Origin of the sequence: Desertibaculum subflavum, assembly GCA_003576705.1 — a bacterium.
GTDB classification, from domain to species: Bacteria; Pseudomonadota; Alphaproteobacteria; order Ferrovibrionales; family Ferrovibrionaceae; genus Desertibaculum; species Desertibaculum subflavum.
This window is the reverse complement of sequence record QOZS01000009.1, coordinates 1-26,324: the sequence shown is the minus strand read 5'-3', so window position 1 is coordinate 26,324 and position 26,324 is coordinate 1. Positions and strand designations below refer to the sequence as shown.

Genomic DNA, 26,324 nt, shown 5'->3' with positions numbered 1-26,324 from the left:
CGCGGCATCGATACAATAACTTGAGGCCGATGGCCTTCAGACCCATATTGGTTGGGTCGCAGTTTGGAGGAACGCTACATGTGGCTATTCTCCCGCAAGAAGGTCGCAATGCCGTCAGCTGAAGAAGCGCTGCCCGGCCGCGACCGCCCGATCGCCACCGCGGAGCGCCATTTCGTCAACGGCCAGGGGCTGAAGCCGCCCTATCCGGCCGGCGCCGAGCTCGCGATGTTCGGCCTCGGCTGCTTCTGGGGCGCCGAGCGCGCCTTCTGGCAGGCCAAGGGCGTGCTGGTCACCGCGGTCGGCTATGCCGCCGGACTGACGCCGAACCCGACCTACGAGGAGGTCTGCTCGGGCCTGACGGGCCATAACGAGGTGGTCCGGGTGGTGTTCGACCCCAAGGCCCTCAGCTACGAGCAGCTCCTGAAGCTGTTCTGGGAGAGCCACGACCCGACCCAGGGCATGCGCCAGGGCAACGATGTCGGCACCCAGTACCGCTCCGGCATCTACACCTATTCCGATGCCCAGAAGGCGGCGGCGGAAGCCTCGCGCGCGGCCTACGAGGCGGCGCTGGCCAAGAAGGGCTACGGGCCGATCACCACCGAGATCCTGCCGGCGCCCGAATTCTACTTCGCCGAGGACTATCACCAGCAATATCTCGCCAAGAACCCGGGCGGCTATTGCGGCCTCGGCGGCACCGGCGTGAGTTGCCCGATCGGGGTCGGCGTCGCCGCGTGAGGCGCTATGCCGGCCTTGCCGGTTTCCTGATCCTCACGCTCGGCACCGGCCTCGCCGGCGGGCTGGTCACGCGGACAAGTGTCGCGACGTGGTATCAGGCCCTCGCCAAGCCGCCGCTCACGCCGCCGGACTGGGTCTTCGCGCCGGTCTGGACGGCGCTCTACATCCTGATGGCGGTGGCGGCCTGGCGGGTCTGGCTTACGCTGCCCGGCCCCGGGCGGCGCATAGCGCTCGCCGTGTTCCTGCTGCAGCTCGCCCTCAACCTCGGCTGGTCGATCGTGTTCTTCGGCCTCCAGCTGCCGAATGCGGCTCTCGCCTTCCTGGCCGCGCTCTTCCTCGCCGTGCTGGCCGACACGATCCTGTTCGACCGGCGCGACCGCCTGGCCGCGGCTTTGATGCTGCCCTACCTCGCCTGGCTCGGCTTCGCCGGCTATCTCAATCTCGGCATCGTGCGGCTCAACTGATCGGCTGGCCGCCCTTCGGCAGGATGGCCCAGAAATCGGCGTCGTGGCCGAAGAAGATGCGCGCGCCGGCGCTCTGCATGTCGGCGATCTTCTGCAGCGAGGCCAGCATCGCCTCGCGGTCGTAGACGAAGCGCGGCAGCCGACGCTCCTTCAGCGTGCGGCAGAAATAGCAGGCATCGCCGGTCAGCACGACCTCGCAGGAATCCAGCCTGACCTTGAGCGACTGATGCCCCGGCGTGTGGCCATAGGTCGGCAGGCACACGATGCGGCCGTCGCCGAACAGATCGTGCTCGCCATCCACCACCTTCACCGGATGGCCGAGATCGATATCGCGCCTGTCGAAGCCGAATTTCGCCGCGCGCTCGGCATCCATGCCCACTTCGTATTCGCGGCTCTGCAGCACCAGAGTCGCGTTCGGGATCAGGTGATTGCCGCCGGAGTGATCGAAGTGGAGGTGCGAGTTGACGACATGCGTCACCTTGGCCGGATCGCGGTCGATCGCCTGGATCTGCGAGGCGACGTCCTCGCCGGCCCTGTAGTGGAACTGGAACAGGCGGGCGGCGCGCTCGCCGATCCGGCTCGCGGGATCGGCCTGCAGGGTCGGATGCATGCCGGTATCGAACAGCACGGTACCCTTGGGATGCTCGATGACATAGGCGGGGATCGGCACGTCGACCTCGCCCTCCTCGCCTTCCATCATGTCCTTCCAGCGCCCGGTCAGCCGCCCGCATTCCAGCGCATACATCCGAACCGTCATGTCGTGCGTCCCTTAAGATCCACCACGGAGGACGCGGAGGCCACGGAGGCACGCGGAGATTCTTAAAGGCGCTTCGCGCCAACCCATTCTTCTCCGTGTGCCTCTGTGTCCTCCGTGCTCTCCGTGGTGAAAACAGCGATCAGTGGATCTCTGCCGAATCGGCGATGGCCTTGGCCAGGATCTCGAAGTTGAAGCCGGGCTTCTTCGCCGCATCGATCAGCACCGCCTCGCGCCGGGCGAGCAGGTCGCAGGCGCCGGCGATCTTGCGCGCCACCGCATGCGGGATGACGACCGCACCGTGCCGGTCGGCATGCACCAGGTCGCCCGACTTCACCGCCATGCCGCAGATCGACACCTCGATGCCGATATCGACGTTATGGATCCAGGCATGGCTCGGCATGATGCACTTGGCCAGCATCTGGAAGCCCTTGGCGTTCATGTCGATGTCGCGGATCGAGCCGTCGGTGACCACGCCCGCCGCGCCGAGGCCGCGATGGATATGCGAGTTCACCTCGCCCCAGAACGAGCCATAGCCGGCGCGCGCGCCGTCGAGGTCGTGCAGCACGATGACGGAGGGCAGCGGCCCGCCCTTGGCCACGTATTCGTACCAGGAAAGCCGCTTCTTCCGCTGCTCGGCGGCGGCGAGGCCCGAAGGCTCGGTCGCGCGCACGGTGCCGGTGCGGGCATAGCCGCAGATCGGCTTCAGCTCCGGATAAGGGCAGACCAGCGGCTCGGTGGTGTAGCCGTAGAGCCGGCGCTCCGGCGCCACGATCTCGAGTGCGTTGCAGATGGTCGGCGTGTCGAAGGCGCGGAGGCCCTCGAGCTCGGCATCGCTCAGAATGTCGGTGGCCATGTGTCTCCCGTGAGGTCAGGTTGCAGCAGAACCTTGCAGTGCGTCTTGTCGCGCTTCATAGCCTCGAAGGCGGTGGGGAAGCTGGCGAAACCGACCCGGCCGGTCAGCATCGCCTGCGGCGCGATGCGGCGCCTCGCCATCAGGTCGATCGCCAGCTCGAAATCGCGCCGCTCGTACATGAAGACATAGCGGAGCGTGAGCTCCTTGGTCACCGCCTTCACCGGCAGGATGCGGTCCGGCTGCATGCAGACCCCGACGATGATGACGCGGCCATCGGCCGGCGCGTAGTCCATCGCCATTTGCTGGCTGCCGGGTATGCCGACGCAGTCGAAAATCAGCCTCGGCCGCTCGCCGCCGGCGAGACGCTTTGCCGCTTCCGGCACGGGCTCGGCCCGCGGATCGATCACCGCGGTGGCGCTCATCTTCTCGGCCAGGGCGCGGCGCTCCGGCGACAGGTCGCTCACGATCACGTGGCGGGCGCCGAGCTCCTTCAGCCACAGCGCGACGGCGAGGCCGACCGGGCCGGCGCCGATCACCAGCGCGCTCTCGCCGGCCTGCAGGTTGCCGGCGCGCACCGCGTGCAGCCCGACCGCGAGCGGCTCGACCAGCGCGCCCGCGGCATCGTCGACCTGGTCGGGGAGGCGTACCGCCTCGGCGGCGCCGACGCGGACATATTCGGCATAGGCGCCGGGCACGGCGCCGAGCCCCATCCACTGCACGGTGGCGCAGCGATAGCCGCGGCCCGAGAGACAGGGCGCGCAGGCGCCGCAGCCGAGATAGGGCAGCACGGTGATGCGCTCGCCGGTCCGGAACCGGCCGGCGGCCTGCTTGCCGACCGCCACGATCTCGCCGGCGAATTCGTGACCCATCACGGCGCCCTTGGGCAGCGGCTTCATGCCGCCCTCGCTGTCGTGCACATCGGCCATGTGCAAGTCGGAGCCGCAGATTCCGCAGGCCGTGACGCGCAGCACCAGGTCCCTCGGCCCGGGCGTCGGGTCGGGCAGGGTGCCGATGGCGAGCGGCGCTCCCGGCGCCTCAAACAACGCGGCGCGCATCAACGGTCCGGTTTCCTCCCGCTCTCGACTGGCCGGCATTGTCGATAATGCAGCCGGCCCGGTCAACGCGCGGCGCATCTGTTCCGTCTTTCGACCCCTCCCTCGCGGCGCATCTGTTCCGCAGCGGGCTTTCTCGGACGTGGTCCGCACGGAAGGGCGCCGGTTTCCCAGGTGCGGCGCATCCGTTCCCCCTCATTCCCCCGTCCCTCGGCCATCCGCCAAGCATGAGCTTCTGCAAGATGCGGCGCATTTGTTCCGCGGCGGGCTTTCTCGGAGGTAGCCCCCACGCAAGGGCGCCGGCTTCCCAGGCGCGGCGCATCCGTTCCGCGGCGCATCTGTTCCCCCGTCCCTCGGCCACGCGCCGGCTTCTGCAAGTTGCGGCGCATCTGTTCCGCGGCGCGTCTGTTCCGCGAGAATGGGACCGCCCTTGCGCCGGCCGCGGCCGATTGTTGCGCTCCCGAAACGCGCAAGGGGCCGCGGACGCAGCCCGCCCGATCCTGTTCCATGAGAGAAACATCGTTGGATAATATCAATAATTCTTTCAAAATGCAATTTTCAAATTGGCGATAGACCGCGGCGGCTTCAATCGGCTCGCCGTACCGGCTATTCCGGCAGCGGCGGATAGTCCGTGTAGCCCTCCGCACCGCCGCCATAGAAGGTCGCCGGGTTGGCCGGGTTGAGCGGCGCGTCGCGGCGCAGGCGTTCCGGCAGGTCGGGATTGGCCAGGAACTTGACGGCGAAGGAGACGAGGTCGGCTTCGCCTGCCGCGATCGCCGCCTCCGCCGTGGCGCGGTCATGGCCGCCGTTCAGCACCAATGGTCCTCCAAACAGCCGGCGCAGCTCGGGCGCGACCCGTGCCGTGCCCGGCGGCGGCGCCATGGCATGCCCGGGCAGTGCTTCCACGACGTGCAGGTAGGCCGGCCGCAACTCGTTCAGCAGGGTGACAGCGGTGCCGAAGGTGGCGGCGGGGTCGCTGTCCTGCATGTCGTTGAAGCTGGAAGTGGGCGAGAGGCGCACGCCCATCCGCTCGGCGTCGATCGCGCCGGCCACCGCAGCCGCGATCTCGATCAGGAAGCGCGCGCGGTTGGCGGCGGCGCCGCCATAGCGGTCGTCGCGCCGGTTGCTGCCGTCGCGCAGGAACTGGTCGATCAGGAAGCCGTTGGCGGCGTGGATCTCGACGCCGTCGAAGCCGGCGGCGCGCGCATGGGCCGCGGCCGTCCCGTATTGCGCGACGATGCCGGCGATCTCGTCGATTGCCAATGCCCGCGGCACCGGCAGGGGCCGCATCTCACCGCCGGCGGTCCGGCGCTCCGCCCGCGCGGCGATGGCGGAGGGCGCGACCGGCAATGCTTCCGTTGCATGCGCGATCCGCCCGACATGCCAGAGCTGCAGGAAGATGCGCCCACCCGCCGCATGCACCGCCGCCGTCACGCCGCGCCAGCCTTCGACCTGGGCTGCGCTGTAGATGCCGACAGAGCCGGGCGTGGTCGCGCTCTGGGCCGAGACATGCGTCGCCTCGGTGACGATGAAGCCGGCCGAGGCACGCTGGGCGTAATAGGTCCCGGCCAGCGGCGAGGGCACGCAGCCGGCGCCGCCGCGGCTTCGCGTCATCGGCGCCATGATCACCCGGTTGGGCAGCTGGAGCGAGCCCAGCCGGAACGGTGTGAACAGGTGCAAGTCGCCGGCCCCCCCAAACTTTCCGCCGGCGGCAGCATAGCCGCCCGGCGCGCCGCGCGGTGCCGCGATGGACCGGGCAAGCGCTTTGGTGTCTGCTGAGGCGACCCCAACGGGCGAGGAAGCGTCATCATGCCTTTCGCGCGCGCTTCGATCCGGCTCGCTGCCTGGAGTGCGGCCTGCCTCGCCCTGCAGGCCGCGCCGGCGCAATCGGCAGAGATCAGCGTGACTTTCACGGCCCATCACGCCTATCTCGGCAGCGACGACGGATTCTTCGCCGGCATCCTGCTGACCGGCCAGGACCTGTTCCGCGTCGATCTCGGCCAGGTGGTCGGCAAGTATATCGGCGAGACCGAGAAGAACCTGGGCCTGCTGTTTAACCGGATCGGCACCGGCGACGTCACGCTGCTGTTCGACGAGGCGGATGCGCTGTTCGGCAAGCGGACTGACGTCAAGGACGCGAATGACCGTTTCGCCGACGACTTCATCGTGCTCGATCTCGCGGCCGGAACGTGGCACGGCCAGGTCGCCCTCGGCCCCGATGACGGCGTGCGCGAGGACGGTGTCTATGAGCTGGCCGGGCGCTTCGCCGACCTCACCGTCACGCCGGTCGCAGCGCCATCGGGCCTGGCGGCGCTCGCGACCGCGCTGGTGCTGCTCGGAGCCGCAACTACCGGCGGCCGGCGGCGCGCAGCGGCCTGAGGGCGAGGCGGCCGCGCGGCGGATCGCGGCCGGCCGGCTCCTGGCGACCCAGGTCCATGATCGCGCTGCCCATGGCGGCGCCGCCGAAGGTGATGGCGAAGACCAGCATCAGCATCGTCACCGCGACCCAGCCGGAATGATCGGCGGCGATCAGACTGAAGAGCCCCCCGATATCGAGCCAGAGCAGCAGGCCGAGCGCGGCCCACCCGACAGCGATGCCGGCGGCGAGATGGGCCGCCATGAAGCCCAGTAGAGGATTGGATCTGAGTTCGTCGCGCCAGCGCATGACCGCACCTCTTCGCGAACCCGGCCATTCTGGTTCTAGCGGCCGAGAACGCTCCAACGCGCGGCGCGGCGCGCGCGTTGCATCTAACTGGGCGCCTCGGCGGGGCTGAACTTGCCGTCGACCAGAATCCGGCCGTCGGCCGCGATGCAGCACCAGCGCTCGTCGTCCAGATGGAACTCCAGCCGGTCGTCCCAGAAAGTGGGGCGGCGGAACCGGGCGGTCAGCTCGAAGCGTTCCGGTACCGCGCCTCGGGCGCGGGCGAGCGCGCCGAGGAAGGCTGTGACGAGCATCAACCCTTGCGCGATCGGGGCGCGGAAGCCGCGCGCGGCGGCGAAGGCCGGATCGAAATGCAGCAGGTTGCCGACATCGGCCGAGTAGCTCATCACCCGCTCAGGGGTGAGGTCGAGCCGGCCGAGCGTCGTTGCCGCCGTCACCGGCGCGGTGGATGCCTCGCTTGCAGGCGCGGCCGGGCCGGAGGGCGCCAATCCGGGCAACAGATAGGTCGCGGCAAGCATGATCGGCATGGCGTGCAGCGCCGGCTCGGCAGCGGCGCTGATCTCGACCTCATGGCCGCGCGGGACCGGCACCAACCGTTCGATGCTGCCGCCGATCCGGTAGCCGGCGTCGATCCGGAGCGGGGCGCGCTGGACGATGCGGTGTGCCAGATGCACGCGCCCGTCGACGGCGAGACCCGCGGCGCTCGCCATCAGAACCATGTCCTGGCCGAGCAATGTGGGATCCAGATCCCCTGCGGACAGGCTGGCGGGCAGGTCGCAGGCCGCGTGCTGGCGGGCCTGCGCCGCCGCGGTCAGGCTGCCCGTCCGTTGCGGGAAGATCGTGCCCGGCGGCCGCTCGAGCCAGCCGGCGAAAGATGAAATGTCGCTCATTGCGCAGGATCGGTGCCGGATCGACGTAGAAGGAACATGCGGTACGACTTCCCTCAAGCGGGAACCAACTTTGCCCTTCCGCGTTTGTCAGCGGAACGCAAATCGGGGATGGCGAGCGATGCAGCGTAGCGCGGTGAGGCAATTGGCGACGGGCGTTGGGCTGTTGATTCTGTCCGGCGCGCTATGGGGTTGCGGCACCTCCGAGCGGCCGGCGGATCGGGCCGGCGGCGGTGCGGCGATCGGCGCCGCGACGGGCGGCGCGATCGGCCTCGCCTTCGGCGGCATCGGCGCGATCCCGGGCGCGCTGATCGGCGGTGCGATCGGCGGCACCACGGGTGCCGTCACCGACGACAAGGATGTCAATCTGGGCGAGCCGGTATGGCGCTGATCGCGCGGGCCACGCTGCCTCAAGGGAGGCGAGGATGCTGTTGAGCTGCGGCCTCGGCCTGTTGCTGCTTTCGCTTTCGACCGTGGTCGCGGTTGTCGCCGGGTTCAGCGCCGAAGGCGCGCGCGGGGCCGAGGCGATCTTCGTGCTGGCCCTGATCTCGGGCTGCAGCGCGGTCATCCTGATTCTGCTCGATCTGTTGATTGCCTTTCTCGGCACCGGTGCGGAACCGGCGGAGGAGACGGTCATCGCCGAACGAGACCGCATCGTCGCCCGGCCACGCGGAGCCTGACTGCCGGGCCTGACTGCCTATTGGGCCGCCGCAAGATTGGGCCGTGCCGTCGCCGCCATGGTACGGCGGATGCGCACCGCTTCCATATCCGGATCCAGCCGCACGTCGGACCAGCGCACCACATCGCCGGCCTTGACGCCGCGCGTCACCGGCACCTTGTGGGCGAGGCCGATCGGCAGCGCCTCGGCCGCCAGGCTCGCCGCCGCCGGCATGATCCGGCCCCAGACCGTATAGCCGCCTTCGCCGTCCAGCATCTCGCCGGGCTTCAGGTCGCGCTTGGCGATTGCGACGGCATCGGCGCGGAAGCCGGACGGCGCGCCGGTCGGCTCGCACCGCAGCGCGGCGCTCGCCACGCTGATGCCGAGCTCGAGCCCGATCAGGTGATAGGGCTTGTACATGGCGGCGTAGCGGCCTGACGGATCGGTGACCAGGCCGTATTCGGCGAAGCAGCGCTCGACATAGGCATCGCCAGCCTCGAACACCACATAGACGCCCCAGCGCAGATCGCGGAAGACGGGGCGGCCGTCGCGCTCCAGCGACGACACCACCTCGACCATGCCCTTGCGTTCCAGCACGCCGCCCGCCGCGGCCGGCCTCAGCACGCGCGGCAGGTCGTCGACCCCGCAAGGCGGGAAGAGCAGGCCATCCGCCGGCGCCGCGAGCCCGGCCGCATTGGCGATCGCCGTCATCTCGATCGCCGACTTGGTGCCGTCGAGGAAGGAGTTGAACATCTGCGGGTTCATGCCGGCTTCGGCCGCGCGTTCCGGCGTCAGGCCGTAATGCGGCCAGACCGTCTCCGGCGTCGAGGCGTGATAGGCCGGCAGGTATTTGGTGCCCTTGCCGGCGGCCACCACTTCGAAGCCCGAAGCGCGCGCCCAGTCGACCATTTCGCAGACCAGCGCCGGCTGGTCGCCGTAGGCCAGCGAATAGACGATGCCGGCCTTGCGCGCCTCCTCGGCGAGGTAGGGCCCGGCAAGCACATCGGCCTCCACATTGACCATGACGATGTGCTTCTTCTCGGCGCAGGCCATCAGCGCATGCGCGATGCCGGCCGTCGGGCTGCCGGTCGCGTCGATCACCACCTCGATTGCCGGATGGCGGATCAGCGCCGCCGCGTCCTCGGTCAGATGCGTCGCGCCGGTCTTCGCCGCCGCATCCAGGCTCGGCGCCGCATAGGCTTCCCTCGGCCAGCCGATGCGGGCGAGGTTCTCGGCGGCGCGCGCGGGCGCGAGGTCGGCGATGCCGACGAGATGCATGCCGCGGGTTCGGCGCACCTGCGCCAGGAACATGGAGCCGAACTTGCCCGCCCCGATCAGGCCGATGCCGATCGGCTTGCCGGCCGCTTCCCGCTCGAGCAGCTTCCTATGCAGGTTCATCGTTTCGTCTCCGAAGTCTTCACCACGGAGAGCACGGAGGACTCGGAGGCACACGGAGAAAAGTTACAACTGGGCTGCCTTCGGCAGCCCGACAAATCCTCCGCGTGCCTCCGAGTCCTCCGTGTCCTCCGTGGTAGAATCTAAGCGGCGCGTACCTTGCGGCGGGCGTAGGTGCGGAGGCAGTCGTCGTCGAGCGGGGTGATCGGCGTGAAGTCGCGATGGGCGATCCATTCCGGGCGCTTGAAGCGGCGGATCGCGTTGTCGACCCGGTTGGCCGAGATGTAGACGGCGGTGCGGTTCCAGGGCGACATGTTGGGCGCCGAGCCGTGCACCAGCAACGAGGAGAAGAAGAGGGCGGAGCCCGCCTTTCCCTTCGGCGCCACGATGCCGCCGCGGGCGACCAGCTGGTCGATGGTCGCGTTGTCGATGGTCCAGAGCGGATAGGAGGTGGTGGCGGTGTCATGTCCGGCCTCGATCTTGCCGTGACGGTGGCTGCCGGGGATCAGCATCAGCGGGCCGTTGAACTCGGTCACGTCGTCGAGATAGACGGCGAGGTTCATCGCCTTCGGCTCCGGCATCAGGTCGTCCTCGGCCCAGGTGCCGTAATCCTGGTGCCATTGCCAGACGTCGCCGTCGAAGGCGACCTTGGCGTTGATCTTGAACTGATGCATGTAGACCGGCCCGCCCAACATCTGCATGGCCGGCCCGATCAACCGTGGGTGGCGGGCGAGCAGGCCGAAAGCCTCGTTCCAGAGATGCGCGGCGAAGGCGGTGCGCGGCGCGCTGTTCTTCTCGCGCACCACTTCCTGGCGTTGCTGCGACAGGATGCCGGGCACCTCGCCCATCAGGGCGCCGACTTCTTCCGCATCGAACAGGCCGGGCAGGAAGACGTAGCCGTCGCTCTCGAACGCCGCCATCTGCTGGTCGTTCAGCCGCATGGAATCCTCCCATTCTTTCGGCCGGCGGAGTTTACCACGAATGGCTCCGCCGGGGCGCTTCTGCCGGCCGGCCGTCATGCTATAGGTCGGGGCATGGCCGGCGCCGCCCCACCCGCCCGCGCCTGGCAGCGCATGCTGTCCGGACGACGGCTCGACCTGCTCGACCCCTCGCCCCTCGATGTCGAGATCGAGGACGTGGCGCTCGGCCTGTCGCGGGTCGCCCGCTGGAATGGGCAGACGGTGGGGGAGCACGGCTTCTCGGTCGCGCAGCATTCGCTGCTGGTGGTCGACTTGGTCGGCGGCGAGGCGCCGCCGGGACTCCGCCTTGCCGCCCTGCTGCACGATGCCAGCGAATATGTGACCTCGGACCTGATCACGCCGTTCAAGGCGGCGATCGGCGATGTCTACAAGGCGCTGGAGAAGCGGGTCGAGGCGGCGGTGTTCCTGCGTTTCGGCCTGCCGGCGCATCCGCCCGCACAATGGATGCGGCGGATCAAGGAGGCCGATCACGTGGCCGCCTTCCTGGAAGCGACCCAGCTCGCCGGATTCACCGAGGCTGAGGCGCGGCGCATCTTCGGATTCCGCGGCGAGGCGCCGGCCTGCCGCCTCGTCGCGCAGGCGCCGGAGACGGCGCGGGAGGCGTATCTGAAGCGCTTCCGCGCGCTCGAGCGGCTGGTCCGCGTGCGCGGGCTCGGCCTGCCGGAACGCGCGCGCGCGGCCTCCGCCTGACCATGCGCCGGCTGGTACCCCTGATCCTGTTCGCGCTCTGGCTCGGCCTCGGGCCGGCACGGGCGCAGTTCGACCTGCTGCCGGGCTACGACAAGCCGCTGCTCGGGCCGGCGGCGGCCAAGGGCGCGGTGATCTGGAACCACGGCAAGGAGGCCGATGGCCGCGACGTCGAAGGCGACACGCCGTTCTTCCTCGACGCCTTGCGCGATGCCGGGTGGGACGTGTTCCGCCTCAACCGCAGCGGCGCGGCCGACAGCGAGGAGGCGTCGACGCTCGCCCTGATCGCCCAGGCCGAGGGGCTGAAGGCGCAGGGCTACCCGCGTCTCGTCTCGGTCGGTCAGAGCTTCGGCGGCTGGATCTCCTATTTCGCGGCGGTGCGGCGTCCCGGCCTGTTCCATGCCATCGTCGCCACCGCGCCGGCGGCGTTTGGCGAGGCCAAGACCTCGCCGAACTGGAAGCTGAATGCCGACCGGCTCTATGCGCTGGCCGAAGGCATCAGCCGGACGCGGGTGATGTCGTTCTTCTTCCAAAACGATCCTTACGATCCTGGCGGGCGGGGGCGGCACATCGCCAAGATCCTGACGGCGCGCGGCGTTCCCCATGCGATGATCGACCGTCGGCCCGGGCTCGAAGGCCACGGCGTGGCGCGCACGCTTGCCTTCGCCCGTGCCTATGAAGACTGCATCCGCGATTTCGTCGAGATGGCGAAGGTTCCGAACGGCTTCGCCTGTCCGCTCGGACCGTCGCGTCCGGCGGCGGGCGATTTCGCGCTGCCGGCCGGGGCCGTGCCGGCGCGCCAGCTGCCGGGGCCGGCCAGGCCCTTCGCCGGCCGCTGGTTCGGCTGGTACGTGCAGGGCCGGCAGATGATGCTGATCGTGCAGAGCGCCACGGCCAATAGCGTCACCGCCACCTATGCCTGGTCGGCGCAGTTCCGCGAGCCGGAGGACGCGCCCGGCCATCGCCTGCGCCATGGCCGCATCGACGGGGCGGGCAAGCTGATCTTCGATGATCCCGGCCAGGCGCGGCTCGAGTTCACGCGGCGGCTGGATGGCGGGCTCGACGTGCTGTGGACGCGGATCAGCGACGGCCTATCGGTGCGCGGCCAGGTGCGGCGGATCGACTGAACTCTAACGCGCCCAGGCGACCGACCGGCCGTTGGCCCGTACCGCGCGACCCTCGTAGTCGTAGACGAAGCTCGCGCTTTCGAAGAAGCGGAACGGTATCTTCAGGCCGATCTCGCGCGCCTTGCGGAAGTTGATGGCGATGTCGGGTGGCGAAACGATGCCGACCTTGAAATCGCCCGCCTTCACCCGGCCGCGCAGCACATCGGCGCCGTAGATCGCGGCAAGATGCGCGTTGCTCTCGAAGCTGATGCCGATCGACAGCACCGCGCTGTCGTCGCCCGGCGCCACCACTTCGGGCACCATGCTCAGCACCGGCACGCGGTCGGCATGGGCATTGATGGTGGCGATCTCCTTGAACACCGCCGTGCTGCCGGTGATGACGAAGGCCGAATTGCCGAGATCGACATCGCTCTTGCGCATGGTCGCGACCGCCGCCGGCACGAGCGCGGCGAGCTCCTCCGCGGCGCGGGCCGGTTCCTTGACGGCCAAGGTCAGCACCTGGATGCCGCGCTGCGCCGCCAGCCGCGCCATCGGCTCGGCCTGGGTCTGCACGGCGCTGACATTCTTCGAATCGACCAGGATGCCGAGATTGCGCAGGCGCGGCTTCAGCTCCATCAGGTAGGCGAGCTGCGCCTCGATCTGCATGTTGAGCGAGGTGAAGGCGAAGTTGCTGCCGCTGCCGGCGTCGTACCCCGCCATCTGGCCGAGCTGCACGGGGTCCTTGGAGCAGACCGAGACCACCGGCAGGCGGCCGCCGCGGTAATTCTCGAACGCCCAGGCGGTGGATTCCGAGCCCATGGAGAAGATCAGCCCGAAGCCCTCGCGCTCGGCCAGCGCCAGCGCCGCCTTGCCGCGCGCGTCGTCGATCTTGAAGTTGACGGCGGTGAAGGCGGCGTCGATGTCCTTCTCGCCGAACACGTCGAGGATCTTGCTGATGGCGACGTCGTAGGCCGAGGAGGGGCGCGGATAGAGCACCAGCACCCGCGTTCTGGCCGGCCGGCCCGCGGCGTCGCGGCGGCGGATCTCCATTCGCAGCGGGTCGCCGGCGACAGGGGTCACCGCCCAGGCTTCCTCTGCCTTGCGGTCGAGGCGGAACCAGGTGGGCACCGCATCGGCGGCGAAGGCCGGAGCGAAGCGGCTGCAGGCGCCGGCGGCGAGCGCGCCGAGCAGCGCGCGGCGGGAGAGCGGCAGCAGACGGCGTGCCGTCATGCCGGCGCCCTCTCGCGGCTCGGCGGCGTCGGTTCGAAGCGGATCATGAACAGCACGCCGAGCAGGATGATGACGGCGCCGAGCCAGGCGACGACCACCGTGCTCTGGCCGCCGAAGAAGAACAGCTGCGCCACCACGATCGGCCCGGCGGCGTGGCCGATGCGCTCGAGGAAGCGGTAGGTGGCGGTGGCGGAGTTGACGCCTATGCGGCTCGCGAGCTCGAGATCGGCGACATGGGTGACGACCGGCGCGTTGATCAGCCCGTGCGCGATGCCGACCGCGATGACGCCGGCGACCAGGAGCTCGGTCTGGATCTGCAGCGAGCCGAGCGGCAGCCAGTCGATCAGGCCGATGACCAAGAGGCCCATGCCGCTGCCGATCGAGCCCCAGAACAGCACGCGCGCGGTGCGGCCGACGCGGTCGACGAAGCGCGAGGCATAGGCGCTGGCGAGCAGCACGCCGACGGCATAGAGCATGATGATCTGGCCGATATCCTCCTGCGGATAGTTCTTCTGCGCGAGCAGGAGCGGCAACGCGAAGACCACGATGCCGGTCAGCACCGCCTTGGCCGGGATGCCGATCAGGAACATGGTCTTCAGGAACTCGGCCGAGCGCCATACCTCGCGGATGTCGCGGCCGAGATCGCGGAGCGCGCCGCGCAGCCCGTCATCCACCTGGACGGCGCGCGCCGCCGGCGGCACCACGAAGACGGTGTAGAAGGCGATGACGATGGCGATGGTGGCGGCGAGGCTGAACACGCCTTCCGGCCCCATATAGATCACCAGCAGCGAGCCGATGGCGGTGCCGGAGATCATGCCGCCCTGGAAGCCGAACACGATGATGCCGGCGGCCTGGGTGCGCCGCTCCGGCGAGGCGACGGCCAGGATGTAGGATTGCACGCCGATGAACAGCATGCCCTGGCCGATGCCAGCGAGCGCGCGCGCCGCGGTGACGAACCAGTAGTCGAGCGGCAAGGCGAGGGTGATCAGGCCGCCGGCGGCGAGCATCAGGCCGCCATAGACCAGCGCGCGCGGGCCGACCCGCGGCGAGAGGTGCCCGGCCGGAATCAGGGTCAGCGCGAAGCAGACGTAGTAGACCATGAACGGCGCCGAGGCGAGGCCGGCCGGCAGCGCCGAGGCGGAAGCCACCTTGTGCACGAATTGCGGCAGGAACGAATAGGTCAGGTGCTCGAGGAACACCGCGACGAAGAAGACCGGGCGCACCAGATTCAGCGCGGTGTCGTTGCCGAGGCGATCGATCGTCTCCTCGATGGTGGAACCCGCGTTCAGCCGTGCCTGCTGCAGGGTACCGGCGATCTGCAGGAACAAGCCCGCAAGGAAGGCACAGGCGACGAACAGCGCGGCGAAGTTCTTCACGCTGCGCACCACCGCATGCGAGACCACCTCGGCCGGCAGCGCCACCGCGACGCGGATATGCGTCGGATGGCCCGGCGGCGTCAGATCGATGGCGTATTCGTAGGTCTGCCGTTCGCTGACCCAGGGCTTGCCGACCAGGTCCGACTTCGTGTGTGCCGTCACCACGTCGTTGACGGTGAGCCCGGCGCTCGAGATGTCGGTGTTCAACCGGCGATAATCGGCGAACAGGCGGTCGAGGCCGACGAAGTCGTCCAGCCGGAGATTGTATTCGACGATGTCCTTGAGCCGCTGGCCGAGCGAATTGGCGAGCGCCTGCGACTTCGCCTGCGCGCCCTCGGAATAGAGCGAGACCAGCGTGCCGATGATGACGCCGGCCATGGTGAGGAAGGTCGCGGCATAGGCGAGATGCAGCCATTTGAGGCGGCCTTGCAGCCGGTCGGCGCCGATCATCACGACGAACACGGCAAAGCCGATCGACAGCGCCGCCATCACCGCGATCGGCACGCGGAAGGCCTGGTCGAGGCGATGCGATACCATGCGGCGCGGCATGTCGATGGTGAGCCAGCCGACCGTCTCGAAGCGGCTGCGCAGCGGCAGCACGACCTGGAAATAGCGCTCGTCTTCGCGCAGCTCGAAGCCGGTATGTGTCGTGCCGTCATTCTCGCCTGCGGGCAGCAGGTTCAGCGAGGCGTCGCCGGCGACGAAGGCGCGGCGGCCCCATTGGTCGTAGACGGCCATGGTGGCCACGGCGTCGTCGCCGTCGACCAGCGGCCCGGCGAGGGTCGTGAAGCCGACATATTGCCTGAGCGGCAGGCCGTCGCGCAGATAGCTTTCCATCGCGCTCTGCACCAGGCGGCCCTGCGCCGCCAGCTTCTCCAGATGGAAATTCTGGTAGGTGCGCCGCGCCTCGCCATAGCCGACATAGAGCAGCAGCATCAGCGAGAAGCCGCTGACCAAGAGCATGGTGAGGCCGTAGCCGAACCGTCGCCCAAGCGTTTCCGGTGCGCTCATTATTCTTGTTCTCCAGCGGCTCGGGTCAGTCGAGCAGCGCCTGTACGCGCTGCATCAGGGCGGGCCTGTAGGTGAGCAGGAAATCCAGACGGGTGGCGAGCAGGGATAGGATGAGGTCGTCGTAGCTCATGCCGTAGGCGGGCAGGCCGGCGCAGATCAGGTTGGTGGTCTGCCCGGTCGGAAATTTCAGGTCGGGCTTGGGATTGGCCTCGAGGATGTGCAGCTTGCCGGCGGCGTCGGCGCGCAGGTCGAGGCGGATCAGCGATTCCAGATGGAAGTCGAGATAGACCTGCCGGCCGATCTCGTTCAGCTGGGCGATGGTCGCGAAGTCCTGCGTCGGGTCGAGGGCGCGTACGCGGTCCTGGGTGATCGGCCGCACATCCATCGAGGCGGCGAAGCGCTCGTCGGTCTGCAGCACGCGTTCGACCGGCGAGAACACAAAGGGCTCCGACCGGCGCATCAGGTGGCCGCCGCGCGCGGTGATCGGCCCGGAGGCGGCGATGCAGAACTCGCGGCCCGGCAGGAAGGCCTCGATCAGCACGTGGTTCTGGGTCGCGTGGTAGACCTCGGCGACGATCTCGGGCAGATCGGCCACGTCGTCCACCACATGCACGTGCAGCGAGGCCCGGCCGGAGACCGGCTTCACCAGATAGGGGCCCCAATGGTCCTTGAAGGCGCGGGCGAAGCGGCTGTTGACCTGCGGCCGGAACGGCCCGCGCGCCAGGTGCCAGGTGATGAAGGGGGCGGTCGGCAGGCCGAGGCAGACGAGGTCGCGCTTGAAGGCGTGCTTGTTGTCCAGCGTGCCCACGGTCAGCGGGTCGTGGCCGATATAGGGAATGCCGAACAGCTCCATCATCGCCGGGGCATGCGCCATCGGGTCGTAGCCCTGCACGCCGCCGGTATTGAGCCAGGCGAGCTGGATCTCGCCCTCGCGCATCTGCTCGCCGAGGCGCATATCGTCCGGGAACAGGCCGACATGGCGGAAGCCGAGCCGGCCGAGCGCGGCGGCGATGTCGTTCGCCACCACCTCGTAGCTCTTCCACGAGCGCGGATTGGCGGCCTGGTTGATCACCGCGCCTTCGACCGACTTGTCGCCGCCGAAAACCACGCCGATGCGCAGGCGCGAGGCCAGCCGCTCGATGATGCTTTCGAGCTGCTCGACGGTCGGCGGGGTGGCGGCGGCGCCGGCCATCCGGGCATGCGCGTTGGTCGAGGGGAGAAGGTCGAGCACGGCCATCCGTTTGATTAACGCTGACGAGACATGTTCAAGAAAATGCGAGCAAGTCCCTAAATTTGATTTAAATGCCTAGGCAATCCGGGCGCCTTTTTAGTCCAATCGGTCTAACTCTCGATTAACACGCGGCAGCTATGTTCCGGCGGAGTTGCCGAGACGTCTACATTTTATTGGGAGAATGTAGGCAGATTTATACTTATCGGCGCTGAAAATAAACTTTGAGGCGTAGATATGTCAGGTGCAGATACCAGAGCGGGGTCTTCTGCCGAGGCGCGGCCGGTTACGGTCTCCAGACTTGGCGCGGCGCGCCTGGACCAGGCCGTGCTGGAGGCGCTGGAACGCCTGCCCGATCCGCTCTGGATCTGGGATTGCGACGCCGCCACGGTGATCTGGACCAATGCCGCGGCGTCCGGCCTCTGGCAGGGCGCCCGGCGCGATATCGATGAAGTGGCGGGGAGCGAGGTTTCGCCGGTCACCCGGCGGCGGCTCGCCGCCTTCCGCCGCCGGGCCGAGCAGGGCGAGGACGTGGTCGAGATCTGGTCCGAGCCCGTGCTGGCCGGCGGCGCCAAGCCACGCTGCCGCTACCGCGCATTGCGCTCCGCGCTTGGGCACCGCGCCTTGCTGGTGGCGCCGGTGCCGGACGGCACCACCCTCGCGCCGCCGCTTGTGCCGGCAGCCGGTTTGCTGGCGGCGCAGAATGCGGTTCTCACGCTGATCGCCAGGGGCGCCGGCATCGCCCGGACGCTGGATCGTGTCGTCGAATTGTTGGAAGAGCAGATCGTCGGTGCGGTTCCGATGGCGGCGCTGCTGGATCCGGTGTCGGGCCGCCTCGTGCCGGTCGCCGCGCGCGGCATCGGCGACCGGCTGGCCGCCTGCCTCGACAGCGAGGCTTTGGCCTGCCCGACCACGCCGCTCAGCGCCGCCGCGCTACGCGGCGCGCCCATACTGATCGCCGACCTGGCCACCGAGGAGTGGTCGTCGGCGCTGGGCCATGCCGTCGCCGCCGAAGGTCTGCGCGCCTGCTGGGCACAGCCGGTGCTCGACCAGGCGGGCGATGCGGTCGGCGTCATCGCCGTATTCTCGGCTGAGGCGCGGATGCCCGGCGAGGCGGAACTCGCCCTGCTTGACGGCTTCGGCGCCATCGCCGCGATCGCGATCGAGCGTCACCGCAAGGACGAGGCGCTCAACGCCGCCAACGAGCGTCTCGCTTCGCTCGCCGAGAACCTGCCGGGCGTGATCTACCAGCGGGTGGTGCGCCCGGACGGCGACATCCGCTACACCTATATCAGCGAAGGCACGCGCGACATGTTCGGCGTCTCCCCGGAGGAGGTGCTGGCCGATCCGCGCGTGCTGTTCGCCTGCCATGGCCCCGATTACAGCCGCGATTTCCGGGATAACCTGATCCAGGCCTCGCGCGAGCTCCGCATGTGGGATGTCGAGGCGCAGATCATCACCCGCGACGGCAAGCAGCGCTGGACCCATGCCATCGCCAAGCCGAGCCTGCAGCCGGACGGCTCGGTCGTCTGGGATGGCATCATCCTGGATGCGACCCGCCTGAAGCAGGCCAATCTCGAGCTCGCCGCGGTGAACCGCGCCAAGACCGACTTCCTTGCCAATGTCAGCCACGAGCTGCGCACGCCGCTCAACGCCATCATCGGCTTCTCGGAAATGATGCGGGAGGAGGCCTTCGGCCCGCTCGGCGACGGCAAGTACCGCGAATACATCAACGACATCCACGACAGCGGCTCGCACCTGCTGCGCCTGATCAACGACATCCTCGACCTGTCGAAGATCGAAAGCGGCAAGGCCGATCTTGCCGATGAGGTGATCGACTTGGCCCGCGTCATGCGGGCTTGCGTGCGCATCGTGGCGGAGCGCGCGGAGGAGGGCGGCATTGCGCTGAACAGCGACATCGCGCCCGGCCTGAAGGCGATCCGCGGCGACGAGCGCAAGATGAAGCAGATCCTGATCAATCTGCTGTCCAACGCCATCAAGTTCACCACGGCCGGCGGACGCGTCGAAGCGACCGTCGGCCTGCTGGCGAGCGGTGAAATCGAGTTCGCCGTCGCCGATACCGGCATCGGCATCGCGGCCGAGGACATCCCCCGCGTGACCGAGCCGTTCGTGCAGGTGGATAGCGGGCTCGACCGTCGCTATGAAGGCACCGGTCTCGGCCTGACCTTGACCAAGGCGATGACCGAGCAGCATGGCGGCCGATTGGAGATCGAGAGTGCGGTCGGCGCCGGCACCACGGTGCGCGTCGTACTGCCGGCGGATCGCGTGGTCGGTTGAACGCGTCGCGTCGACCTTCGCTATTCCGCCGCCAGGCGGGCGCGCATGTGCTGGCCGAGGCGAGGGGCGACCTCGGCCGCCATCAGCTCGAGCGAGCGCCGCCACAGCGCCGGCTTGTCCCATTCGTGACCGGCGAGCAGCAGCGTGCCGAACGGTCCGATCACATCGGTCATGGCGACGAGCTGGTCCATGACGCGCTTAGGGGAACCTATGATGGTGACGGCGCGCTTCAGCCGGTCCACCGTGTAATCCGCATCGGGGATCGCCGAGTCCGGTTTGTAGAGGTTGAGGCCGCGGCCGCCGGCCTGGGCGCTGAAATGGAAGAAGCTCCAGTAGTGATGCAGCGCATTGCCCTGGTCGGCGAGATAGTCGTCGGCCTCGGCGTCGCTCTCCGTCACCAAGATCGAGCGGGCGACGCGCCAGATCGAAGGGTCGGCCGGATGACCCGCCTCGGCCGCGCCGCGGGCATAGCCCTGCCAATGGCTGGTCGCATGGCGGTAATGCGAGAAGTTGCCGGTGACCGGAATCCAGCCGCGCTTTCCCGCCTCGACCGCGCTCTCCGAATTCGGCGTCACCAGTGACAGCGCGATGGGCGGATGCGGCTGCTGGTAGGGGCGGATCACCTGGCCGACGCCGTATTGCGGCCACACTGCTTCCTCCAGCGTGAAACGGAAATGCCCCTGGTCGAAGCGCCAGGGCGCGTTCTGCCGCCAGAGCTGCAGGATGATCTCGATCGCCTCGCGCGTCACTTTCGGCCGGGCTGCCGGATCGGCCGAGGTCGCCATGACTTCCATGTCGGAGGCGAGGCCACCGGGTCCGACGCCCATGATGAAGCGGCCGCGCGACAGGTGGTCGAACATCGCCGCCTCGGCCGCCACCTGCACCGGATGGCGCTGCGGCAGGTTGATCACGCCGGTGCCGAACACGATCTGCTTGGTTTCCGGCAGCAGGGTGGCGCAGAACATCAGCGGGTTGGTGACCGGCTCCGAGGCGGAGGTGAAATGCTCGCCTATCCAGGCTTCGGCATAGCCCAGCCGGTCGGCCAGGATGATCGACTGGCGGTCCTCCTCCAGCGCCTGCCAGACCGGCCGCTCGTGGTGGTGGAACGGCATCAGGAACAGGCCAAGGCGCATCGGTGCTTTCCTCCTCAAGCCGCCCGTGCCGAGGTCGCGCGGCGGTCGGCGCGGATCATCTCGGCGCCCTTCTCGGCGATCATCATGGTCGGCGCGTTGGTATTGCCCGAGGTGATGGTCGGCATCACCGAGGCGTCGATCACCCGCAGGCCCTCGAGCCCGCGCAGGCGCAGCCGCTCGTCCACTACGCCTTGCGGGTCGCTGCCCATGCGGCAGGTGCCGACGGGATGGAAGATGGTGGTGCCAATATCGCCGGCGGCGCGGGCGAGGTCGTCCGCCGTCTGGAACTGCGCGCCGGGCTTGAACTCGTCGGGCCGGAAGCGTTGCAGCGCCGGCGCGGCGACGATACGCCGGGTCAGGCGGATGGCATCGGCGGCGACCTGTTTGTCCTCCGGCGTCGCCAGGTAGTTCGGCCTGATCACCGGCTTGGCGCGCGGATCGGCGCTGCGGATCGTCACCGTGCCGCGGCTCTCCGGCCGCAGGTTGCACACCGACGCGGTGAAGGCCGGGAAGGGATGCAGCGGCTCGCCGAACTTCTCCAGACTCAGAGGCTGCACGTGGTATTCCAGGTTCGGCGTGTCGCGCGCGGGATCGCTCTTGGCGAAGCAGCCGAGCTGCGACGGCGCCATGGTCATCGGCCCGCGCTTGAACAGCGCGTATTCCAGGCCCATGCCCATCTTGCCGATCAGGCGGTTGGCGCGCTCGTTCAAGGTCTTCACGCCGCTGACCTTGTAGATCAGCCGCATCTGCAGATGGTCCTGCAGGTTGCGGCCGATGCCGGGCACGTCGCGCACGACCTTGATGTCGTGATCGGCGAGCACGTCGCCTGGGCCGATGCCGGAAAGCTGCAGGATCTGCGGCGAGCCGATGGCGCCGGCGGCGAGGATCACCTCGCCCCTGGCCTCGGCGAGTTCGAGCCGGCCGCCACTGCGCCGGAACTCCACGCCGGTGACGCGGCTGCCCTTCACCTGCAGCCGCTCGGTCTGCGCATGGGTGAGGATGGCGAGGTTCGGCCGGTTGGCGATCGGGCGCAGGAAGGCGCGCGCGGCGTTCCAGCGCACGCCGCGCCGCTGGTTCACCTGGAAATAGCCGCAGCCCTCGTTGTTGCCGCGGTTGAAGTCGTCGGTCTTCGGGATGCCGATTTCCGCCGCCGCCTCGCGGAACGCGTCGAGGATCTCCCAGGAGAGGCGCTGCTCCTCCACCCGCCATTCGCCGCCCGCGCCGTGCATCTCGTCGGCGCCGTGCGCGAAATCCTCCATCCTGGTGAAATGCGGCAGCACGTCGTCCCAGGCCCAGCCGACATTGCCGAGCTGGCGCCAGTGATCGTAGTCGCGCGCCTGGCCGCGCATGTAGATCATGCCGTTGATCGACGAGCAGCCGCCCAGCACGCGGCCGCGCGGATAGTTCAGCGCGCGGCCGTTCAGCCCGGGCTCCGCCTCGGTCTGGAACTGCCAGTCGGTGCGGGGATTGTTCATCGTGTAGAGATAGCCGACGGGGATGTGGATCCAGATGTAGTTGTCCTTGCCGCCGGCCTCGAGCAGCAGCACCTTCACATCGGGATCGGCCGAGAGGCGGTTGGCCAGCACGCAGCCGGCGGAGCCGGCGCCGACAATCACATAGTCGAACTGCCCGAACGTCGTCGCCTGTTCCACGCCTGTTCCTCCCTCGACCGGCCCCATTCTGTCACGGAAACAGCAACCGGAAGAAGAGCCAGGCGCCGATGCCGATGAAGGCCGCCGCGGCGCCTGCTCTCAGCATCTTGAGCGGCAGGCGGGCCGCAAATAACTGGCCCAGCGCGACGGCCGGCGCGTTGGCCAGCATCATGCCGAGCGTCGTGCCGACGACCACGGCGAACATCACCTGGAATTGGGCAGCGAGAGCGACGGTCGCGACTTGCGTCTTGTCGCCCATTTCGGCCAGGAAGAAGCAGATCAGCGTGGTGGCGAAGGCGCCGAGCCGCCGTCGACCGGCGCCGACATCGTCAGGCTTATCCGGCACCAGGGCCCACAGGCCGAGCGCGACGAAGCCTGCGGCCAGGACGAGGCGGAACCACGGCCCATCCAGCAAGTCGCCGGCGAGCAGGCCGAGCCAGGCGGCCAGCGCGTGGTTGGCCAGGGTGGCGACCAGGATGCCGGTGCCGATCGCGACCGGCTGGCGGAATCGGGCAGCAAGAACGAGGGCGAGCAGCTGGGTCTTGTCGCCCATCTCCGCCAAGGCCACCAGACCGGTGGACAGCAGGAAAGCTTGCATGGAACTCACGCGGGACCGGGCGGCGGTTCGACCCTGGAGCATGCGCGGGCCCCGCCCGGTCCAGGGCGGCCCTGCATGCGCCAAAGGTCTCGCCAAGCCTGTCGGCCTGCCTGCGCCATGGCGCCGATATCGGCAGCCAAGTGTGTTGACGCGGGCCCCCCGAACTCCGGCAACCGGGTCGAGGGCGGCTACTCCCCAATGAGCGGGCGCAGAACTAGCCGAAGCGGCACCTTCACGCAATCGACATATCGGCGTGATTCAGTGATGCTGTAGCGAAGCATTCGCGTTTTTGCCGAGGCCCGATCCGTGCTGCATCTTGCCGGTTGCCGTAGTCTTCTGCCCGACGGATCGATCCGTCCTGCCGACATCACCATCGAGGGCAGCCGCATCGCCGCGATCGGTGCCGGTTCCGGCGCGGCGGTCGACGCGGCGGGCTTGCTGGCGCTGCCCGGCATCGTCGACATCCACGGCGATGCCTTCGAGCGGCAGATCATGCCCCGGCCCGGCGTCGCCTTCGATCTCGACCTCGCGCTGGTCGAGACCGATCGCCAGCTGATCGCCAACGGCATCACCACCGCGCTGCACGCGCTGACCGTCTCGTGGGAGCCGGGCCTGCGCAGCAACGAGACGGCGGTCGACTTCGTTGCCGCGCTGGAGCGGCTCGAGGGGCGGCTCGCCTGCGACACGCGGCTGCATGTCCGCTGGGAAGCCTACAATCTCGACGCGGTCGCCACCGTCGAGGCGTGGATCGCCGCCGGCCGCGTCGCGCTGCTCGCCTTCAACGACCACACGCCGGCCATGCTGCGCCGGCGCGGCGACGCCAAGCAGATGAACAAGTATGCCGAGCGAACGGGACTGACCCAGGAGGGTTTCGCCGCCCTGCTCGAATCGATCGCGGCGCAGGAGGCCGAGGTGCCGGCGGCGGTGGCGCGGCTTGCCGGGCTCGCCCGCGCGGCCGGCATCGCCATGGCCTCGCACGACGATACCGGGCCGGCGATGCGCGACCATTTCCGCGGCCTCGGCGTCCGCATCGCCGAGTTCCCGATGACCGAGGAAACGGCGGCGGGCGCGCGGCGCGCCGGCGATAGCATCATCTTCGGCGCGCCCAACGTGGTGCGCGGCGGCAGCCACCTGAACTGTCCCGGCGCGGCCGACATGGTGGCGGCCGGCGCCTGCGACATCCTCGCTTCCGACTACTACTACCCGGCGCTGCACCTGGCGCCGTTCCGCCTCGCCAAGGACGGCGTCTGCCCGCTCGGCGACGCGTGGCGGCTGGTCTCCACGGCGCCGGCCGCCGCCCTCGGCCTGGCCGATCGCGGGGTGATCGAGCCCGGCCGCCGCGCCGACCTGGTGCTGATCGACGACAGCGGCGCGGTGCCGCATATCGCCGGCGTGTTCGTCGCCGGCCGGGCGGCGCATCTCTCCGGCCGGCTTGCCCTGTCGGCGCCGGCGGCACTCGCCGCCGCGGCCGAGTGAGGCTCAGCCGAGCGAGGCGACGATCGCGCGGTACGCCGCTTCGGGGAAAGCCTTCAGCGTGCGCGTGCGCACGCTGCCCAGCATGCCGAGTTGCAGGCTGAACCGTGCCGCCACGGCATCGTCGGAGGCCTCGTAGACGGCGACCATGTCGACATCGCCCATGGTGAGATAGAAGGCCTTCATCTCGCCCCCCATGTCCTGCAGGAGCCGTTTGGCGGCGTCGAGCCGACGGGGCGCATCCTTCACTTCGTTGATGCCCTGCTCGGTCCAGGTGGCGAGCATGATGTAGGTGGTCATGGCGTACCTCCCTTATCGCCCGGGAAGCATCCGAAGACATCTGGTACAGGCACTAAGACCGGAACGATCCCCTGGGCCGCGGCTAGCCTTGACCGGCGGCCGCCCGGTCCGCAACCGCTTTGTTCAGGCGCAATGTTTCAGGCTGCGGCCTGCAGCTCGCAGCCGGCCACCGTGATGCGGTGCATCAGGCGGCGTTCGCCTTGATAGTCGTTGACGGCGAGGTGCCAGGTGGCGCGGTTGTCCCAGAAGGCGAGCGAGCCCGGCGCCCAGCGGAACCGGCAGGTGAATTCCGGCCGCGCCGCGTGGCGGTAGAGATGCTCGAGCAGGGGCTTCGAATCCTCGACCGACCAGCCCTCGAAATGGGTGGTGAAGGACGCATTGACGAAGAGTGCCGGCCGGCCGCTCAGGGGGTGGCGGATCACCACCGGGTGCACGGCGTCGCCGACCTGGTCTTCGCCCTTGAACGCGCTCTTGAGATCGGTCGCCTTGTAGGCGGCGCCGGCGCCGAACACATGTCGCGACGAGTGCACGGCGCGCAGGCCCAGCAGCATGTTCTTCAGGCCGTCCGACAGCGTCTCGTAGGCGCGGTACATGTTGGCGAACAGCGTGTCGCCGCCTTCCTCCGGCAGCTCGCGGGCGAGCAGCAGCGAGCCCATGGCCGGCACCTGGTCGTAGCTGTGATCGGTGTGCCAGTGGCCGCCGATGTTCTTGGTCTGCGTCTTTTCCTTGCGCACCTCGGCGATCTCCGGATAGCCGTCGACCGCGGTGAAGAAGCGGTTGATGTCGATCGGCGCCCAGCGGCGTGCGAAGTCGAGATGCTGCTCCGGCGTCAGCTCCTGGTCGCGGAAGAAGATCACGCCGTGCTCGGCGAAGGCGTTGCGCACGCCGTCCCACTCGCTGTTGGAGAGCCGCTTCACGTCGATGCCGGTGATCTCGGCGCCGCAGCCGCCGGTCATCTTCCGCACCTGCATCGCGCTGCCGCTCATCGCCATTTCCTCCCGCAAGGCCCTTGATTTAAAATGAATATGAATTCATATTCATAATATGTCAAGCGCGATGGTGCCGGCGGGGGAGATCGAAGGCGCGCTGCCGGTCAAGCAGCAGCGCAGCCGGGCCACGCGGGACCGGCTGGTGGCTGCCGGTTTCCAGCTGGTGGAAACGCGGGATTTCGACGCGCTGTCGGTGGCCGAGATCGCCGCCGCCGCCGGCTGCTCGGTCGGTGCCTTCTATGTCCGCTTCGCCGACAAGGACGCCTTCTTCCGCGCCCTGGTGGCGGAGCGCCTGACCCGGGCGCGGGCCCAGCTGCCGGAGGCGCTGCGGCAATCGGGCGATCCGGTCGCCCGCATGGTGGCGATGGCAGTGCAGAATTTCCGCCGCCGGCCGGGCCTGCTGCGTTCCGCGCTCCGGCGCAGCATGGAGGATCCAAGCGTGTGGTCGCCGCTCCGCGACCACGGCCACTGGATGGCCGACGCTCTGGTTGCTGCGCTCGCCGAGCAGCGCGGCCGCGGGATGACCAAGCCGGCGGAGCATCGCCTGCGCTTCGCCTTCCAGATGATGATGGGCACGCTGGTCAACGCCCTGGTCAACCAGCCGGGCCCTTTGCAGCTCGACGATCCGCGGCTGGAAGGCGAGCTGCTGCGTGCCTTCCGCCTGGTGATGGCAGAGTAGGCCGCTAGAGCGGGATGAGATTGGCTTGAATCGGCAGGGGATTCCCAAGGGGCTCGAATAGTGATTCAAGATGCGGGCTGGGGATGGAGGCCAGCCAGCATGGGACGTCCCTATTCGATGG

Annotated in this window: 26 protein-coding genes and 1 riboswitch; of the genes, 10 read left to right on the top strand and 16 right to left on the bottom strand. The window is 68.8% G+C overall.

Features of this window, described 5'->3' with window-relative positions:
• Positions 1 to 108 precede the first annotated feature (108 nt).
• Positions 109 to 735 (top strand): peptide-methionine (S)-S-oxide reductase MsrA, encoded by a 627-nt coding sequence (gene msrA, locus DT074_RS06520; protein WP_438503666.1) that lies wholly within the window; start codon positions 109 to 111, stop codon positions 733 to 735.
• Positions 732 to 1,199: a TspO/MBR family protein gene (locus DT074_RS06515; RefSeq protein WP_368744496.1), complete on the top strand. Its 468-nt coding sequence runs from the start codon at positions 732 to 734 to the stop codon at positions 1,197 to 1,199. Before msrA ends, DT074_RS06515 begins: the two co-directional genes overlap by 4 nt.
• Here the strand turns inward: DT074_RS06515 and DT074_RS06510 are convergent.
• From DT074_RS06510 to DT074_RS06495, 4 genes are all read right to left on the bottom strand, one after another.
• Positions 1,192 to 1,956: an N-acyl homoserine lactonase family protein gene (locus DT074_RS06510; RefSeq protein ID WP_119419016.1), complete on the bottom strand. Its 765-nt coding sequence runs from the start codon at positions 1,954 to 1,956 to the stop codon at positions 1,192 to 1,194. The two genes, DT074_RS06515 and DT074_RS06510, sit on opposite strands and share 8 nt — an antisense overlap.
• 139 nt (positions 1,957 to 2,095) lie before the next feature.
• Complete coding sequence (locus DT074_RS06505) at positions 2,096 to 2,809, bottom strand: RraA family protein (RefSeq protein ID WP_119419015.1); 714 nt, start codon at positions 2,807 to 2,809, stop codon at positions 2,096 to 2,098.
• A complete protein-coding gene (locus tag DT074_RS06500; RefSeq protein ID WP_162914675.1) occupies positions 2,791 to 3,864 on the bottom strand; it encodes a zinc-binding dehydrogenase in 1,074 nt (357 codons plus the stop codon). The genes DT074_RS06505 and DT074_RS06500 overlap by 19 nt, the downstream gene beginning before the upstream one ends.
• 603 nt (positions 3,865 to 4,467) lie before the next feature.
• Complete coding sequence (locus tag DT074_RS06495; RefSeq protein WP_368744495.1) at positions 4,468 to 5,541, bottom strand: alkene reductase; 1,074 nt, start codon at positions 5,539 to 5,541, stop codon at positions 4,468 to 4,470.
• Between the two features lie 129 nt (positions 5,542 to 5,670).
• Between DT074_RS06495 and DT074_RS06490 the strand changes: the two genes are divergently transcribed.
• The gene (locus DT074_RS06490) at positions 5,671 to 6,240 is read left to right on the top strand and encodes an AAA family ATPase (RefSeq protein WP_119419012.1); all 570 of its coding nucleotides are present in this window, start codon (positions 5,671 to 5,673) and stop codon (positions 6,238 to 6,240) included.
• Here DT074_RS06490 and DT074_RS06485 read toward each other — a convergent pair.
• Together DT074_RS06485 and DT074_RS06480 are read right to left on the bottom strand one after the other, a co-directional pair.
• Entirely contained in the window at positions 6,209 to 6,526 is a 318-nt protein-coding gene (locus tag DT074_RS06485) for a hypothetical protein (protein ID WP_162914674.1), read from the bottom strand. The genes DT074_RS06490 and DT074_RS06485 overlap by 32 nt on opposite strands.
• Before the next feature lie 83 nt (positions 6,527 to 6,609).
• A complete protein-coding gene (locus tag DT074_RS06480) occupies positions 6,610 to 7,413 on the bottom strand; it encodes a MaoC/PaaZ C-terminal domain-containing protein (RefSeq protein ID WP_119419010.1) in 804 nt (267 codons plus the stop codon).
• A 118-nt stretch (positions 7,414 to 7,531) separates the two neighbouring features.
• Here DT074_RS06480 and DT074_RS06475 point away from each other — a divergent pair, with 118 nt between their 5' ends.
• Together DT074_RS06475 and DT074_RS06470 are read left to right on the top strand one after the other, a co-directional pair.
• Entirely contained in the window at positions 7,532 to 7,801 is a 270-nt protein-coding gene (locus DT074_RS06475; RefSeq protein WP_368744494.1) for a YMGG-like glycine zipper-containing protein, read from the top strand.
• A gap of 34 nt (positions 7,802 to 7,835) precedes the next feature.
• On the top strand, positions 7,836 to 8,090 hold the full coding sequence (locus DT074_RS06470) for a hypothetical protein (RefSeq protein WP_119419009.1): 255 nt from the start codon (positions 7,836 to 7,838) through the stop codon (positions 8,088 to 8,090).
• 17 nt (positions 8,091 to 8,107) lie between these two features.
• Here the strand turns inward: DT074_RS06470 and DT074_RS06465 are convergent, their stop codons facing one another.
• On the bottom strand, positions 8,108 to 9,466 hold the full coding sequence (locus DT074_RS06465) for an NAD(P)H-dependent oxidoreductase (protein ID WP_119419008.1): 1,359 nt from the start codon (positions 9,464 to 9,466) through the stop codon (positions 8,108 to 8,110).
• Between the two features lie 140 nt (positions 9,467 to 9,606).
• On the bottom strand, positions 9,607 to 10,404 hold the full coding sequence (locus DT074_RS06460; RefSeq protein ID WP_119419007.1) for a phytanoyl-CoA dioxygenase family protein: 798 nt from the start codon (positions 10,402 to 10,404) through the stop codon (positions 9,607 to 9,609).
• Positions 10,405 to 10,497: 93 nt separating this feature from the next.
• Between DT074_RS06460 and DT074_RS06455 the strand changes: the two genes are divergently transcribed.
• Together DT074_RS06455 and DT074_RS06450 are read left to right on the top strand one after the other, a co-directional pair.
• The gene (locus DT074_RS06455) at positions 10,498 to 11,133 is read left to right on the top strand and encodes a YfbR-like 5'-deoxynucleotidase (protein WP_119419006.1); all 636 of its coding nucleotides are present in this window, start codon (positions 10,498 to 10,500) and stop codon (positions 11,131 to 11,133) included.
• Positions 11,134 to 11,135: 2 nt separating this feature from the next.
• Complete coding sequence (locus DT074_RS06450; RefSeq protein WP_119419005.1) at positions 11,136 to 12,257, top strand: alpha/beta hydrolase family protein; 1,122 nt, start codon at positions 11,136 to 11,138, stop codon at positions 12,255 to 12,257.
• A 3-nt stretch (positions 12,258 to 12,260) separates the two neighbouring features.
• Here the strand turns inward: DT074_RS06450 and DT074_RS06445 are convergent, their stop codons facing one another.
• From DT074_RS06445 to DT074_RS06435, 3 genes are read right to left on the bottom strand one after another with little or no spacing between them, the layout of a single operon-like run.
• Positions 12,261 to 13,466, bottom strand: a complete 1,206-nt coding sequence (locus DT074_RS06445) for an ABC transporter substrate binding protein (protein ID WP_119419004.1) — start codon at positions 13,464 to 13,466, stop codon at positions 12,261 to 12,263.
• Positions 13,463 to 15,853, bottom strand: coding sequence for an MFS transporter (locus DT074_RS06440; protein ID WP_162914673.1), 2,391 nt, complete (start codon positions 15,851 to 15,853; stop codon positions 13,463 to 13,465). Before DT074_RS06440 ends, DT074_RS06445 begins: the two co-directional genes overlap by 4 nt.
• Before the next feature lie 25 nt (positions 15,854 to 15,878).
• Positions 15,879 to 17,084 (bottom strand): D-alanine--D-alanine ligase family protein, encoded by a 1,206-nt coding sequence (locus DT074_RS06435; RefSeq protein WP_368744493.1) that lies wholly within the window; start codon positions 17,082 to 17,084, stop codon positions 15,879 to 15,881.
• Positions 17,085 to 17,318: 234 nt separating this feature from the next.
• On the opposite strand from DT074_RS06435, the gene DT074_RS06430 reads away from it, so the two are divergent.
• The gene (locus DT074_RS06430; protein WP_119419002.1) at positions 17,319 to 19,379 is read left to right on the top strand and encodes an ATP-binding protein; all 2,061 of its coding nucleotides are present in this window, start codon (positions 17,319 to 17,321) and stop codon (positions 19,377 to 19,379) included.
• A gap of 20 nt (positions 19,380 to 19,399) precedes the next feature.
• Here the strand turns inward: DT074_RS06430 and DT074_RS06425 are convergent, their stop codons facing one another.
• Genes DT074_RS06425 through DT074_RS06415 form a run of 3 tightly spaced genes read right to left on the bottom strand, consistent with a single transcriptional unit; the run spans position 19,400 to position 22,762 of the window.
• The gene (locus DT074_RS06425) at positions 19,400 to 20,512 is read right to left on the bottom strand and encodes an LLM class flavin-dependent oxidoreductase (RefSeq protein WP_119419001.1); all 1,113 of its coding nucleotides are present in this window, start codon (positions 20,510 to 20,512) and stop codon (positions 19,400 to 19,402) included.
• 14 nt (positions 20,513 to 20,526) lie between these two features.
• On the bottom strand, positions 20,527 to 22,164 hold the full coding sequence (locus tag DT074_RS06420; protein ID WP_368744492.1) for a GMC family oxidoreductase: 1,638 nt from the start codon (positions 22,162 to 22,164) through the stop codon (positions 20,527 to 20,529).
• A gap of 31 nt (positions 22,165 to 22,195) precedes the next feature.
• Complete coding sequence (locus DT074_RS06415) at positions 22,196 to 22,762, bottom strand: TMEM165/GDT1 family protein (RefSeq protein ID WP_119418999.1); 567 nt, start codon at positions 22,760 to 22,762, stop codon at positions 22,196 to 22,198.
• 94 nt (positions 22,763 to 22,856) lie between these two features.
• Positions 22,857 to 22,971, bottom strand: a riboswitch (yybP-ykoY riboswitch).
• A 97-nt stretch (positions 22,972 to 23,068) separates the two neighbouring features.
• Between DT074_RS06415 and DT074_RS06410 the strand changes: the two genes are divergently transcribed.
• Complete coding sequence (locus tag DT074_RS06410) at positions 23,069 to 24,238, top strand: alpha-D-ribose 1-methylphosphonate 5-triphosphate diphosphatase (protein ID WP_162914672.1); 1,170 nt, start codon at positions 23,069 to 23,071, stop codon at positions 24,236 to 24,238.
• A 3-nt stretch (positions 24,239 to 24,241) separates the two neighbouring features.
• On the opposite strand, the gene DT074_RS06405 is transcribed toward DT074_RS06410, so the two are convergent.
• Positions 24,242 to 24,535, bottom strand: a complete 294-nt coding sequence (locus tag DT074_RS06405) for a GYD domain-containing protein (protein ID WP_119418997.1) — start codon at positions 24,533 to 24,535, stop codon at positions 24,242 to 24,244.
• Positions 24,536 to 24,672: 137 nt separating this feature from the next.
• Positions 24,673 to 25,521 (bottom strand): TauD/TfdA dioxygenase family protein, encoded by an 849-nt coding sequence (locus DT074_RS06400; RefSeq protein WP_368744490.1) that lies wholly within the window; start codon positions 25,519 to 25,521, stop codon positions 24,673 to 24,675.
• 58 nt (positions 25,522 to 25,579) lie between these two features.
• On the opposite strand from DT074_RS06400, the gene DT074_RS06395 reads away from it, so the two are divergent.
• Positions 25,580 to 26,203, top strand: coding sequence for a TetR/AcrR family transcriptional regulator (locus DT074_RS06395; protein WP_119418996.1), 624 nt, complete (start codon positions 25,580 to 25,582; stop codon positions 26,201 to 26,203).
• Positions 26,204 to 26,324: the final 121 nt, after the last annotated feature.